General features: G+C 46.8%; 12 protein-coding genes and 1 other annotated feature. Of the genes, 2 read left to right on the forward strand and 10 right to left on the reverse strand.

Features of this window, described 5'->3' with window-relative positions:
• Positions 1-3: 3 nt before the first annotated feature.
• Together fliD and EXW93_RS12970 are read right to left on the reverse strand one after the other, a co-directional pair.
• Entirely contained in the window at positions 4-1,575 is a 1,572-nt protein-coding gene (gene fliD, locus EXW93_RS12965; protein WP_174316543.1) for a flagellar filament capping protein FliD, read from the reverse strand.
• Positions 1,576-1,595: 20 nt separating this feature from the next.
• The gene (locus tag EXW93_RS12970; protein ID WP_035396237.1) at positions 1,596-1,952 is read right to left on the reverse strand and encodes a flagellar protein FlaG; all 357 of its coding nucleotides are present in this window, start codon (positions 1,950-1,952) and stop codon (positions 1,596-1,598) included.
• Between the two features lie 467 nt (positions 1,953-2,419).
• On the opposite strand from EXW93_RS12970, the gene EXW93_RS16490 reads away from it, so the two are divergent.
• Entirely contained in the window at positions 2,420-2,917 is a 498-nt protein-coding gene (locus tag EXW93_RS16490; RefSeq protein WP_254606209.1) for a helix-turn-helix domain-containing protein, read from the forward strand.
• 388 nt (positions 2,918-3,305) lie between these two features.
• On the opposite strand, the gene EXW93_RS16605 is transcribed toward EXW93_RS16490, so the two are convergent.
• From EXW93_RS16605 to EXW93_RS13010, 6 genes are all read right to left on the reverse strand, one after another.
• Positions 3,306-5,357 carry a flagellin N-terminal helical domain-containing protein gene (locus EXW93_RS16605; protein WP_058264650.1) on the reverse strand — a complete coding sequence of 684 codons (2,052 nt, stop codon included), beginning with the start codon at positions 5,355-5,357 and terminating at the stop codon, positions 3,306-3,308.
• A 217-nt stretch (positions 5,358-5,574) separates the two neighbouring features.
• Positions 5,575-6,858, reverse strand: a complete 1,284-nt coding sequence (locus EXW93_RS12990; RefSeq protein WP_023469272.1) for a methyl-accepting chemotaxis protein — start codon at positions 6,856-6,858, stop codon at positions 5,575-5,577.
• 164 nt (positions 6,859-7,022) lie between these two features.
• Positions 7,023-8,531 carry a peptide ABC transporter substrate-binding protein gene (locus EXW93_RS12995; RefSeq protein WP_174316544.1) on the reverse strand — a complete coding sequence of 503 codons (1,509 nt, stop codon included), beginning with the start codon at positions 8,529-8,531 and terminating at the stop codon, positions 7,023-7,025.
• A gap of 95 nt (positions 8,532-8,626) precedes the next feature.
• Positions 8,627-8,864: a binding site (T-box leader), on the reverse strand.
• 62 nt (positions 8,865-8,926) lie between these two features.
• The gene (locus EXW93_RS13000) at positions 8,927-9,319 is read right to left on the reverse strand and encodes a hypothetical protein (protein ID WP_174316545.1); all 393 of its coding nucleotides are present in this window, start codon (positions 9,317-9,319) and stop codon (positions 8,927-8,929) included.
• Between the two features lie 279 nt (positions 9,320-9,598).
• Positions 9,599-10,429, reverse strand: coding sequence for a GNAT family N-acetyltransferase (locus tag EXW93_RS13005; RefSeq protein WP_174316546.1), 831 nt, complete (start codon positions 10,427-10,429; stop codon positions 9,599-9,601).
• A 63-nt stretch (positions 10,430-10,492) separates the two neighbouring features.
• Positions 10,493-10,975 carry a hypothetical protein gene (locus EXW93_RS13010; protein ID WP_174316547.1) on the reverse strand — a complete coding sequence of 161 codons (483 nt, stop codon included), beginning with the start codon at positions 10,973-10,975 and terminating at the stop codon, positions 10,493-10,495.
• 136 nt (positions 10,976-11,111) lie between these two features.
• Here EXW93_RS13010 and EXW93_RS13015 point away from each other — a divergent pair, with 136 nt between their 5' ends.
• Positions 11,112-11,615: a hypothetical protein gene (locus EXW93_RS13015; RefSeq protein WP_023469278.1), complete on the forward strand. Its 504-nt coding sequence runs from the start codon at positions 11,112-11,114 to the stop codon at positions 11,613-11,615.
• A gap of 79 nt (positions 11,616-11,694) precedes the next feature.
• Here EXW93_RS13015 and EXW93_RS13020 read toward each other — a convergent pair whose 3' ends face one another.
• Together EXW93_RS13020 and EXW93_RS13025 are read right to left on the reverse strand one after the other, a co-directional pair.
• Entirely contained in the window at positions 11,695-12,960 is a 1,266-nt protein-coding gene (locus EXW93_RS13020; RefSeq protein ID WP_174316548.1) for a HAMP domain-containing sensor histidine kinase, read from the reverse strand.
• A complete protein-coding gene (locus EXW93_RS13025; protein ID WP_174316549.1) occupies positions 12,957-13,613 on the reverse strand; it encodes a response regulator transcription factor in 657 nt (218 codons plus the stop codon). The genes EXW93_RS13020 and EXW93_RS13025 overlap by 4 nt, the downstream gene beginning before the upstream one ends.
• Between the last annotated feature and the right edge of the window lie 3 nt (positions 13,614-13,616).

Raw genomic sequence — 13,616 nt, forward strand, 5'->3', positions numbered from 1 at the left:
TGGTTACTGGCCTTGTGTCAAATAGTTTGTCAATGTTGCCGATTGGCTGTTCGCTTGATTCATCGCTTGTTCCATCGCCGCGAATCGGCGATAGTAACTATCTTCTTTACGTTTGAGCTTGTCTTCCCAAGACAACATGCTCTTATCGATATCGGCGAGTGACTTACCGAGTCGGTATGTCGTCGCGACAGCCCCATCACGCCCAGCGACATTTGAAATCTTATCACGCAGATTCGTCGTAAAGGTTTGAATTTGACGAATGAAACCACTTAATCCGTTCGGGTTATCAATTTCGGTTCCATCGTTTTGTTTAACTTTAGCGGGTGCATCTGCCGTAAAGAGACGATAGACGCCATCCGGATGTTTTTCAAGCATCTCTTTTAGTTTCGCTTCATCGAGTTTGATTTTCCCACCATCACGAAAATCACTCGTCGACGTGATTCCGATTTGCGACAGTGAACTTAACGTTACAGGACCTGAAGCAGACGGAATCGTATAGCCGGTATCAATCTTCGCTGACAACGTACTGCGGAAGTCATTCATACCATCACGTAAGTAGGAGTCGTTCTTCAAGACACCGCTCATCGCCTTTTCTTCCCACTTCTTGACTTCGTCTTCGCTTAATTCTTTTCGCTGAGCGTCAGTCAATGGTTGATAATCCCGGTACTTCTCTTCCCGAACCTTCTTATTCATCTTATCAACCATGTCATTATACTTATCGACGAATTTCTTGATTGAATCAAAATTTGATTGTATATCGAGCGTCGTATTGATGGTCGTCGCTGTCGTCGTCACATTGTTTAACGTGATAGACAGTCCATTCTGCGTGAATGTATTCGTCGTTTGTTCTAACTTTTGTCCACCAATCGTGTATTCAGCATTTTTCCCTTCACGACCGTACGTCTTGTCTGTAGAGTCAACACGAATCGCGTTCGTTGACAGATCGACAACCGAGATATCAGCTCCACCTGGACTTAAATTACCCGTACTCGTTTTAGTCAAGACGAGTTTTCCTGTTAAATCATTGAACACAGCGTTCATTCCGAGGCTAGTTTTGCTGTTGATTGCTGTTGTTAATTCCGAAATCTTTTGTGTTGCATCGAACCTCAGCGTTTCAGTCACTGCTTTCCCGGTCGCATCAAATGTATTGATCTGTACATTAATTTTCCCAGTAGCATCTTTCTTGAACAGTCCGCTTTCATCAAGTGTTGCATCACTCTTTTTCCCACTTGCCGCCACTAATGTCATAGATGCCGCACTAGCCAATTGATCAATGCTATCAATCGTCACACTACCAGCTAGTGCTCCAGCACTTGCTGTTACAGTCAACGCAGATGGATTTGAACTTGTGACCGTCTTTGATTGATAATTCTTCGATAATAACATATCACTCGCAGCAGAACGCAAATCGAGCAATCCTCGGTTCATTTCACGATACGCATCGCGTTGCCATGTCATCGTCTGTTTCTTTTGTGATAAGCGATCGACGGGAGCACGCTCCGCCTGCATCAATTGTTTAATCATCGTTTCGGTATCAATGCCGCTCGCTAGTCCGCTGAGTCGGATCCCTGCCATCCAATCAGTCCTTTCTCTTATTAAATCCGTTTATCAATCAATTGGTTGAATTCAAGAAACGCCGCAAAGAAATCGAGTTCCTTTTTACTTGGAATCTCTTGTACGACATTATCGTTCGTATCCACGACCTGAATATAATACTCGTTTAATTTTTCATGTTTGACGAACTTCAATCCTGTCCGTTGCAATTCGAGCTTCACATTCGCTTGCTCAATCGCCACTTCGAGTTTTTGGACGTGTTGAGGAGTCGGTAAGACAATGACGCCATCTTCCTCCAACTCTGCTTGGTTCGCTTCGACGAAGACGTTTTTCGTCGCTTCATAGGGTAAAACGTTCGAAGGCAGGTGAAGCCGGATTTCCGTATTGATGGAATTCATTATCTGTCACTCCTTGTCTATTCTCTATGTAGTATATCGGCTGTTCTTCCTGTTTTATAAGTTTTATTTTAAAGATCATCAAATCGGGGTATTTGGAACATATGTTCTTCAAAAGGAGGAGTTTTAATGCTGATCGATGAATTGACTCCAACACAGTAAGCGATTCTACTGGCTAGTATTTTGGGTGATGGTGAGATCACCAAGTGCTATCCCGGCTCACGCCGGAAAAATAATAGTTATCGTGAACATTTCAGGGAGAAACAACGATTTTATCGAGAATGGAAACAAAAACACTTACCAGATTTATTCTATATCAGGCAAAATAACTTAGTCTCTCGTTCACTCCCTTTATTCACGGAATTGTATCCGTACTTCTATCCTTCTAATCAAAAGGATATTCCCCTTTCTCTACTTCCTCGTTGCCAACATCCATTTTTTTATTGACGCTTTATCTCGATGATGGATCATTGATCGTATCGAAACGATATAATTCGAAACAACAATTGATCGTGACACCTACCATTGCGCTTTATCTTCAATCCTTTTCAAAATCATCCTTATCATCGTTTTGCGACTGGTTAAATCATAATTTTACATTACGCTTTCAAGTAGCAAACATCCCCAATGGATTGGGCTATTATTTACGAACGACTCGTTTTGAAGATACGATGCAATTTCTCAGTCGTTTGACTCCTTATTCCGATGACTTAATCGCTTTTTCGTACAAACTAGACTGGACAAGTCGTCTCAAGATTATCCAACAAGAGCATCCGAATCATGAAATCATTAGTACCAAAACGAATCGTTACTTCAGTCCATCAGAAGTCGAGCAATTGATAGCACTTGAAGCAGCTGGCGTATCAATCCCGGACATAGCAAAACGATTAAATCGCTCCGTTTGGTCGATTTATGCAAAGCGATCTACAATAAAAAAGGCCACGGAACGAGTCCGTGACCTGAAGTAAACGATATGACCAATTACGATTAACGGAGTAATTGGAGAACGCCTTGCGGCTGTTGGTTCGCTTGCTACGCGCATTAGCTTTCGCTAATGATAAGACTATATCTTCATCCTTGAAGTTCAAGGAGCTGGGCACTTCCCCCGCCGTTTACGGAGTACGGATTTCATAACCATCGGACGTGTCCATTAGGTCGTCTATCCTAGTCGTTGAACCTTCACCAAGGTTTCCCTACAGGTGCTTGGCTGCTGATTGTCCAATCCTTGATGTTTTTCAGAACGATCACGCTCGCCGTTTCCAGCCACGTTGTCGTACATCAAGGCTCTCAGGAGTTCCAGCAATTCACCCAGTCATGATCTAATCCGTTACCAGATTAGACGCCCGGTAGAATCAATCATCGAAGGAGTTGGAGAACGCCTTGTGGTGTTTGATTCGATTGAGCCAACATTGCTTGTGCAGCTTGTGCAAGAATCGAGTTCTTTGTTTGGTTCATCATTTCTTTCGCCATATCAACGTCACGAACGCGTGATTCAGCCGCTGTTAGGTTTTCAGAAGATGTTTTCAGGTTATTGATTGTGTGCTCGAGACGGTTTTGGAACGCACCGAGTTGCGAACGCTGTGTCGAAACAGTTTCAATCGCGTCGTTAATGACACTGATAGCAGCAGTCGCCTTATCGTGATCAGAGATATCAAGAGAGAACTCTGTGCTTGAGTTATCTGTTCCGTTCGAAATATTTTTAGTCGTGACATAAGATGCAACGGCACCATCTTTTGCTGTTTTATTTCCTGATTGTACTGAACTTAAGCCAAGTGATTCAGCACGCATATCTTTTACTTCAATTGTCATACTTTGAGCAAAGTTTGCACCAATTTGTAATTTTTCTTTGAAATCAGATCCTGATTTTGAAGATGAAGAAATTTTCACTTCATCTGCAGATTGACTTCCAGACAATTGAGTGAAAGTAAGAACTCCAGCACCGTTATCTGTTACAGAGTACTTCGTGTTCAGCTCGCTGTTAGCTGTAGCCGCATCCCGTAATTTCGTAGCTTGTTGCGCTGAAGAATCTGATGCTGAGAACAAGATTGCTTTACCTGCCGCAATATTCGCTGAGTCATCCTCACCTGAACCATCGACAACTTTGATTTCAGTGTTATCAATCTTAAAGCTACCACCAGTTTCAACAATTTTACTTGCAGAATGCGTGTACGTAGCAGTACCAGCTACTGCTGCAGAGGTAACTGTTCCTTTTTCGATACCCATACCTTGTGTCTGACCAGCTTTTTCAGTCAACGTGATTTTTCCTTGACTGACCGAAACATCATAACGATCTCCGATGTAAGCAGATCCGCCTGAAGTTAACAATGCATCTTTGATTGATTCAGCTTGTTGTTCTTTAGTAGATAAGTCAGCAGCCGTTCCGATACTGAACTCTCCATTTGCTGCTACTGTTCCACTAGAATAATCAGCTGTTAGAGTAATCTCTTGGAAAGAATCTGGAGTATTTGTCGTTGGCACTTTTAATGTGAACGTATCTCCAGTTTTAGAGAACGCTTCAGATACATCAAACGTGTATGTGCCGCGGACTTCACTAGCTTGACCACCGCTCATCGCAGCTGTTGTTTTACCAACAACGGCTGTTCCTGCAGTTGTCATGGCACCTGCGTTTACCACTCCATTAGCATCTGTACGTTTTACATTGACGTTATTTGGTACTGCACCACTTGAATTGATGGCAGTCTCTAATGCAGCTGCAGTCAATCCAGTAGCGAAGTCTCCTGAAATCGTTACAGCGCTACCACTTCTAGAAACGCTCGTTGCACCAGCAGCTTGTGAAAAGGTAAACGTTACACCATTCATCGTCGTACCTGTTGAAGCAGACTCAAATGAAAGTTTGCTTCCATCAGCCAATGTTAAGCTTGAGAGTGATTTCCCTGTTTGACTAGCAGTCAATTCCGAGATAGCTGAGATGTTCCCTGCTTTTCCACCCTCAGCTGTTTCAGTGACAGACAAGCTAGTTTTAACACTTCCACCACCATCTAGAAGTTTTTTCGTGTTGAATTCTGTTGTATTTCCGATTCGGTTGATTTCCGAAGTCAATTGCTTCATTTCAGTTTGAAGTGCTTCGCGATCTGTTGATGTATTTGTTCCATTGGCAGATTGAGTTGCAAGTTCACGCATACGTTGAAGGATGTCATGTGTTTCATTTAAAGCACCCTCAGCTGTTTGAATCATCGAAATACCATCTTGCGCGTTACGTGAAGCTTGATCCAAACCACGAACTTGCGCACGCATTTTTTCAGAGATTGCAAGACCAGCAGCATCGTCACCCGCGCGGTTAATACGAAGACCTGAAGCTAATTTTTCCATTGATTTGCTTTGCGCAGAAGAAGCTGAAGACAGCTTGTTGTGCGTGTTAAGCGCTGTAATATTGTGATTGATAATCATTGTAATTTCCCTCCATAGGATTAGTTTTTTGTCTCTTCGAAGATCCGTCTTCTCCGAGATGTGCCCCCTGGCCGGCCCAAGGGTGACACGGTAGAATTAGTCGATGACTGCTTCCACCCTATATATCGTCGCCCCTACGAAATGTTTAATGCTTTTTTCAAAAAAATCCAAAAAAAAATCATACATCCTGTTTTTAGAATGTATGATTCCTCATTCATCAAAGACGCGTCGCGCCTGTCTCTTCCTGTAATTGCTCCGCTACTGCAACTAGTTCTTCCATCGCGCCGTTGACTTCACCGAGCGAAGCCGCTTGATGGCTTGATGCTTGTAAGACTTGCTCTGCGTGTTTCGATGCTTCCTCGACCATAGCGAGGATATTCGCTGTTGTCAGACCAACTTGATCAATCTCTTGGTCCGATTTGACAACGAGTTGGTCGACCGACTTCACGCGTGAATAGACATGCTCCGTCGAATGATGAATCTCTTCAAATGACGAACCAGCTTGTTCGACGAGACCGACGCCTGTCGCCACTTCATTTTGGACATCCGTCATCGCGTTCGCCGTATCATTAACGAGACGTTTAACACCTGAAATCAGATCCGTGATTTCTTTTGCTGATGTCGCGGTTTGTTCTGCGAGCTTTTTAACTTCTGCTGCAACGACAGCAAATCCACGCCCTGCTTCACCTGCACGTGCCGCTTCGATCGAAGCATTCAAGCTGAGTAAATTCGTCTGGGCAGAGATGTCACTGATGACGTCCGTAATGCGCGAGATTTCTCCTGTCATATCCGTCAATCGACCATTGAGTGTCGCTGACTGTTCCATCTTCTTCGAAATCATATGCATCGCTTCGACCGAATCCGTCGCGAGTGTCTTCCCGTTCTGCGCTTCCGTCTGCATGACTGTCGCTGATTTTAAGGCTTCGTTCATTTCTGCTGCGACTTCATCCATCGTCCGCTTGACCGCACCAAGTGCGTCCATCGAAAGATAAGCTTGATCGACGTTTTCGTTCATTTTTGCAGATAGTTCCGCCATCGCTGAGCGAATGCTTTCACCAGACGCGTTGCCTTCTTGAACAGCTGCTGCGATTTCTTGCGCTGATGCCGTCAATTTATCGCTGGAGTTGCCCATCTGCGTTGCTTGTTTGCGGATATGTAAGACCATTACTTCAAGCTCATGCATGAGCTGATCGACTTCATCTCCACGTTTCGCTTCTTCAAAGTCAACGTCGAAGTTGCCGTTTGCGACTTCGCGTGCTGTCTCGGTCGCCTTTTCAATCGCTTTGATTGGCTGACGGAGAATGAGTTGTGTCAACGTCGTTCCGATCAAGGAGAGGAGAAGACCGATCCCCGCTCCGACCCAGATTGCATTTGTATCCGCGACATCAAGCCCACGGTGTAGATATAAGACGAGTTGTGCTGAGATACCACTTGTGACGGCTGAGATCACCAATACCCAAAAGAACAATCGTAACTTCAAGTTTCTTCGAAATCTTTTCATAACTGCGACTTCCCTTCTTGGTTCTTCTTTTCACCGTTCTCTCTATCGGTTGATAATGAAAGCGATTTTAGTGAATTGACCTGATTTCAGAATAAAATTACCAAATCTCTCCCATACAAAAAATCCTCTTTTCCTTGTGTCATCAGGAAAAGAGGATACGGGTGTCAGTTACGGTTGATTTCGACGTATTTATAAGAAATATCCGTTCCGACATTGTGTCGCGCGAGATTTTTCACTTCTGTGTTTTGCAGGAAGGCATTCTTCCGTTGGTAGACCGGTGAGATTGCTTGATCATCAAGCAATACGCTTTCTGCTTTACTGAGTAATGCGAGACGCTTATCCTGGTCGAGCTCACTTTCAGCCTGTTTCAAGAGACGGTCATACTGTTGGTTCGAGTAGTCCATCATGTTGAACGGGTTACCGGTCGTGAACAAGTTCAAGTAAGTCGTCGCGTCCTGATAGTCTGGTGCCCAGCTCGCGAGTGATAGATCGTAATCCCCTCGTCCTTCACGCGCGAGACGTTCTTTCTTCGGCAGTGACAGCAGTTTAACGTCGACGTTTTGTTTCTTCAACGCCCCTTGGATGTACTCGCCGATTTTTTTCGAGACATCGTCATCTTCAATCAACATCGTCAGTTTAAGATTTTGGTTTGCGAGCACTTTGTTCGCCGTTGTTGCATCATACGATGATTCGATTTGGCGCGCGTTGTCATACTTCGGATCAAGTTCTTGCGGCACGATGTAGTCCGCTGGCAGTGATCCGTTTCCGAGCAACGTTTCCGTCAACGCTTTTTTATCGTATGCCGCGTCGATTGCTTGACGTGTCTGCTTATCTTTTAACGCGTCCGTCTTTTCGTTCATCCGGATGAAGAACATCCGTGAATCGCTGAACGTGTTGTACTCTTTTTTGCCTTTGTACGTGACGACGTTCTCTGAGTTGAGTGGTGCGACATCGAGTTCACCTGATTCGAACAAGTTGATCGCAAGCATCGGATCCTTGATGATCTTGACGTCGACTTCATCGATTGTGACGTTCTTCCGGTCTGCGTACTCAGCATTCTTCGCAAGCGTATAACCTTGCTCGGCTTGATATTTCTTGAACGTGAAGGGTCCGTTGTAAACGTTCGTCTTCGGGTCCGTTCCGAACTGATCGCCTTCTGCTTTGACGATATCTTCCCGTACTGGCATATAGGTGCCGAACGTCGTCATGCTGAGGAAGTATGGTGTCGGACGTTTCAATTCGATCCGGAGTGTCTCGTCGTCGACCGCTGTCGTTTTTTCGACTGGCTCGAGCAAGTAAGCGAACGGTGAGTTCGTTTTGATGACGCGCTCAAATGCATAACGGAAGTTCTCTGCTGTAACGGGCTTTCCGTCAGACCATTTCGCATTCGGATCAAGCTTGAACGTATAGACTTTTCCGTCTTCAGACACACTATGTGATTTCGCTGCTGCCGGAACGAGTTCGTTGTTCGCATCGAAACGGTAGAGCCCTTCGTAGATTTGGTTGAAGATGTTTGACGTGATGGCATCCGCCGGGTCAACCGACAGGAGATCGTAGCTCTCCATCGTGTGCAGGACCTTCTTGTCCGCTTGTTTCTCTTCTGCTGGTTCTGTCGTTGCACATCCTGCGAGTAGGACTGCCGTGCTCGCCGCTGCGATCAATGTTTTTTTCATGTGTCGTGCCTCCTGAGAAATATGATGAGCGTTGGATGATTCGGCATGTGACGTACAAAAAAGACGCCCTCTACGCATAGCTAAATAGCTGATGCATAGAGGACGCCTGTATCCGCGCGGTGCCACCTCTGATTGAGACGAAAAATCGTCTCCACTTGTCGCTGGTCCAACAACCAGCTAGCCCGGTAACGGGGGCAACCGTCCTGTCTACTCGAAGGTTCAACAGGCTCTCAGCGGTCCATTCTCGTTCAGCTTACCGTGTCAGGCTCTCACCATTCCTGACTCGCTTGGTCGGCAGTGTTGACAATACTTACTCCGCGTCGTCGATGTAATTGATATGGCTTAACTTGTTGTTTACTTTACACGGCTTGTTTTTCGCTGTCAACGAAAAAAACTCAGAACGGATGGTCTTCTTGTTTTTCTTGCTCCCGACGGACCGGACGTGGTCGAATCGGTTCGACGTGTTTGACATGTGTCCGTGTAACAATTCGGTTTCCGAGTGCTGCATCGACGAGAATCGTGATTGCTGCTGCCATGTGTAAGAACATCCCGACGACCGGAATGACACCAACCGTTGATGCGATGATCCCGACGATGTTCCCTTTTGAGACATTCCCGGCACGTGCCGTCAATACGACGACGACGATGTGAAACGCGAGCATCAACCACAGGGCATTGTAACCTGAGAAAATAACGATTGAACCACCTAAGAGCGGAATCCCAAGCACCGCTTCCATTCCACCTGATACCCACTTCAACGTCCGCAATGAATCCTGTCGACTCTCCATGACGTCGCCTCCTCTTTTTTTCCATATGTCTAGTATACGACGGATTGCAGAAAAGGTTCCAACGTTTTTGTTTAGTTTGTAAAATAACAAAAAACGATCGACGACTATACTCAAGTCTTGCTCCCTTTCCTCAGGCGAAACACAAGCCGCGACTCTTTCGCTTCAAGCGAAGAGCCGGGTCTTGTTTGTCTCTAACAGCGCAACTGCGCTTTTTCCTGTAGGAGTGGAGCAACTTGAGCAACCAGCATGCACTGGAAGATCCTTCAATCGCTCATTATTTTAAACCGCCAACACGTGGAACTGATAACCACGATGTACGACGAATCCTGCCTCTTTGTAAAGATCGAGCGCACGATCATTATCCGTCTCGACATCAAGTTCGAGTTGTGTCCGACCTGTCCGGAACAACGCTTGAACCATCAACTTCAGCATCTTTTTGCCGTAACCATTACCTTGCGCTTCTGGACGAACTGCGAACGCATGGATGCTCGCTTGCGTATCGGAAGCGAGATAAGCACGGATGACGCCGACTGGTTTGCCGCTCGCGACACCAATAAACGTAATCCGGTCGTCAGATTCGATTGCTTGATAGATTGACTCTGCTTCCTCGTCCGTGTTCCCGAACGATTTACCAAGCGTCTCGACGATGAACGGACGGTCGTCTGCTGTCGCTTCGCGTAATTCGAAATCTGGATCGGCTTTTAAGAACAACTGCGCCTTCTTCAAAATCATATTGTACTCGGTCATCCGGTACTCGGCACCTAATCCTTCAAGGACGGCTTGACCTGAGCTACTTGCATCGTCAATGACGAACGTGAAGGCTTCGACGCCTGCTTCCGTTGCGCGCGCCCGTGCCGCTTCAACGAGTGCCGTGAAAATACCTTGTTTCCGGTAATCCGGATCAACGAAGACGTTTAGTTCCCATTCCGTCGGTAAGTACGCGAATGCTTGTAAGTACCCGACGAGTTGTTCACCGTCATAAATTGCGAAGTCGTTCTCGCCAACCCAATCGGCTGCGACTTTTAATTCAATGCCATCGTGATCGTTGACACATTTTTCGAGTTGTAATACATCTGTTGTTTGTTTGACGTCTGTGACGTACCATTCCATATTCATTCACCTCATTTTCAACTATACCGAACGAACAAAAGAAGCACTAGCAAAAGCTAGTGCTCATTGCAGTTTAAATGTCTTCATCATCTGCGGGACGTCCTTGACGATCAAGTTCTCGATTGCTTTCTTGCCGACAGCGCCTTTGACGGCTTCCGTCGGTAAGACGTAGTAGTACGTTTTACTCCCTTTCGTCCCGAGATATGTACCATATCCGATTTCACGGTCGAACTGTTTTTTCGAGAGCTTCTTCGGCTCATAGTTCAAGTTGACGAGCAGTTGGTCCGCTCCTTTAACTTTATAGTACAACGCGAACGTGCCGCTCCGCGTGATGACACCGTATTTCGACTTGACTGTCTTGTTCTTGACGAACTCGACTTTATCTTGTTGGATCGCCTTTTTCAAAACATCTGTCGTCTTGACTGTATAGCCGAATGTCTTGTTTTCGACGACTCCTTTGCTATACGTCACGTTGCTTGCAGCAAAGCCGATCATCGGAGTCAGACATGCTCCGAGTAATACTCCTGTCATTGCGATTCGTTTCATGCTGACTCCCCCTAAAATGATTGATAGTAATGGATTCCCTTTTGTGAAATAGGTAAACTCTATTCTCGAAAAAGATTTGACGGAATTGTCTAAATTTCTTACGATAGGGATAACGAAACGAAATGGGGTTAAAGCGATGACTGAACAAGAACAATTAACGCAAGAACAGCTCGATAACTTGCTCAAGAATGCGTTTGCAATGCAGGTTCCGATCCTCGAGAAGTTCATGAAGGATACACACGATCGTTATGCACTCGCAACGACGTCGTTCAAGCGTGACATGGAAGCGATGAAAGAGACGGAATGGCATCAGTTCTTCGCGAGTAAACTGTTACCACACTTCTTCCTCGAGCACCTCGGATTCGGTGCCTCGTTCCGCTTTAACGGACACGATAAGGAAGTCGATCTTCCGGAAAACGTCGTGCCGGTCCGCAATGATGCCGATGAGCAAATCGATAAAGTCGTCCTTGGGGTCAAAAAGGCGATGCAAGACGAGCACATCAAGAACCACGATCTCGTCGCGAACTTCTATAAAGAAACACTCGAACTCGCTTGCCAGATGGGCAGTCGTGTCGGGATGAGCGATGAGTTCTATACTCTCGTTAAACCAAGTCTCGTTCATGCGAACGAAGGCGAATAATCATTGAAATTTAAGAGAGGTCAGTTCCGGAAAGCTTTGCGAGAACTGACCTCTCTTTTTGTGTACCGAATCGGTTCAATCAAAATCGAACGTAGAACACCGCTCCCCCACCACTTCGGTCACGGACACCATACGTGAACTGATGACTATCGAGAATCATCCGACTGATCGCAAGACCAAGTCCATGACCGGCACTGCCTTCCTGTTTGACGTAGACGTCCCAAATCGTTGCCCGGTCTTCTTCTCGGACTCCCGCTCCTTCATCCTCGACCGTCAATTCGTCATGCGTTAAGCGAACGGTAACCGTCCCGCCGACGGGTGAAGCAAAACGGGCGTTCATCAAGAAGTTGATCAAGACGCGTTCGAACATGCGTGGATCAAGTGACTGCCTAACCGGTTGCAGCTCTGTCGCCAGTATCAGTCCTGCCTGCATGAATGTTCCACGCAGGCGTTCAACTGTCGCAAGCACGAGTTCATCGAGTGCCACATCCGTCTTTTCAAGCGGCATCCGTCCACCAGCAAGCTTTGAATAGAGCAACGTCTCATCAATCAGATGACCGAGTCGATCCGTCTCCTCGATGATGCTCGTCGTCACGTCAGGCAGTTCAGCAACGGGAATGACACCTGCCGCAAGTGCTTCGGTCTCGTTTCGAATGATCGCGAGCGGTGTCCGCAAGTCGTGAGTGATGCCGGCAATGAACGTCTTTTGCAGATGATCCTTCTGTTTCAGTTGTGTCTGCATCTCGTCGACCGCGTCAATCAACTCCCCGACTTCATCCTTCGGTCGTGCCGGTAAGACGACATCTGTCTCACCAGCACCAATTTTTTGGGCAACGGAACGGAGCGTCACGATCGGTCGCGTTAGGTGCCGTCCCATATAGTAAGCAAGCAGTGATGCCAGCAACAACGTCACGAGTAACGCGAGTCCAATCGCGATATAGACACCGTCGAGAGCGCTACTTGCTAGCGGCGCTTGTCGAACCGTCGTGATCCGCGTTCCGTCAACCGTCAGCTGATACGTCAGCAGTCGTTCGTCTTGCACTTCGATGACATCTTCTTTCTTAAGATCGTCGAGAAGTGGTAACCGTCCCGCCGGTCCGCGCGCACCGATCCGTTGCGTTAATCCATCGGTCGTCAAAAACCCTTGAATGTCACGCGGAATCGGCGTGTCGGCTTCAATCGCCTGTTTGATGATGTTCGCTTCCCGAGCGAGTTGATCGTACCGTTCGCCTTCTGCGAATCGATTGACGAGGAACGCCGTCAAGACGAAACTGAGAACGCCCATCACGAGTAACGGACCGATGACGGCGTATAAGAATTTTCGGATCAAAGGCCGTCGTTTCATTCAATCGCCTCCAATCGATAGCCGACCCGGTGGACCGTCTTCAATTGTCGTTTAATGACAGGTAGCTTATCCCGCAATTGTTTGACATGCGTGTCAACGGTCCGAGTATCGCCACCGAATGCATACCCCCAGACGTCATCGAGAATCTGATCCCGGCTGAGTGCTTCCCCGAGGTGTTCAATGAAATAGAGTAACAGTTCGAATTCCATCTTCGCGAGACTGACCGCCCGCTCTCCTGTTTTGACTTGACGTCCCTTTTCATCGATTGTCAAGTCACCGAATGCATGGCGAGCGACCGGACGGACTTTTAGTGCCCGTTCGAGCCGGATCGTCAACTCTTTCAGGACGACCGGTTTGACGAGGTAATCATCGGCACCGAGTTCGAGTCCGAAGACACGATCATCGGCCTCGCCGCGTGATGTCATCATGAAGACGACCGGCGGCTGAACTTGTGATTTGATGCCTGGTACGAGTGACCAACCGTCACCGTCTGGTAAGCGGACGTCGATCAAAACGGCATCAAACGCTGTCGTCAGGCACTGTTTCGCCTCTGCTAACGAACCAGCAATCGTTACGTCATACGCATGGTGCCGGAGGAAACGGGCCGTCACCTGCGCTAATTTTTGTTCATCTTCAATCAATAGTACGTTCATGGT

Origin of the sequence: Exiguobacterium sp. JMULE1, from assembly GCF_013337175.1 — a bacterium.
GTDB lineage: Bacteria > Bacillota > Bacilli > Exiguobacteriales > Exiguobacteriaceae > Exiguobacterium_A > Exiguobacterium_A indicum.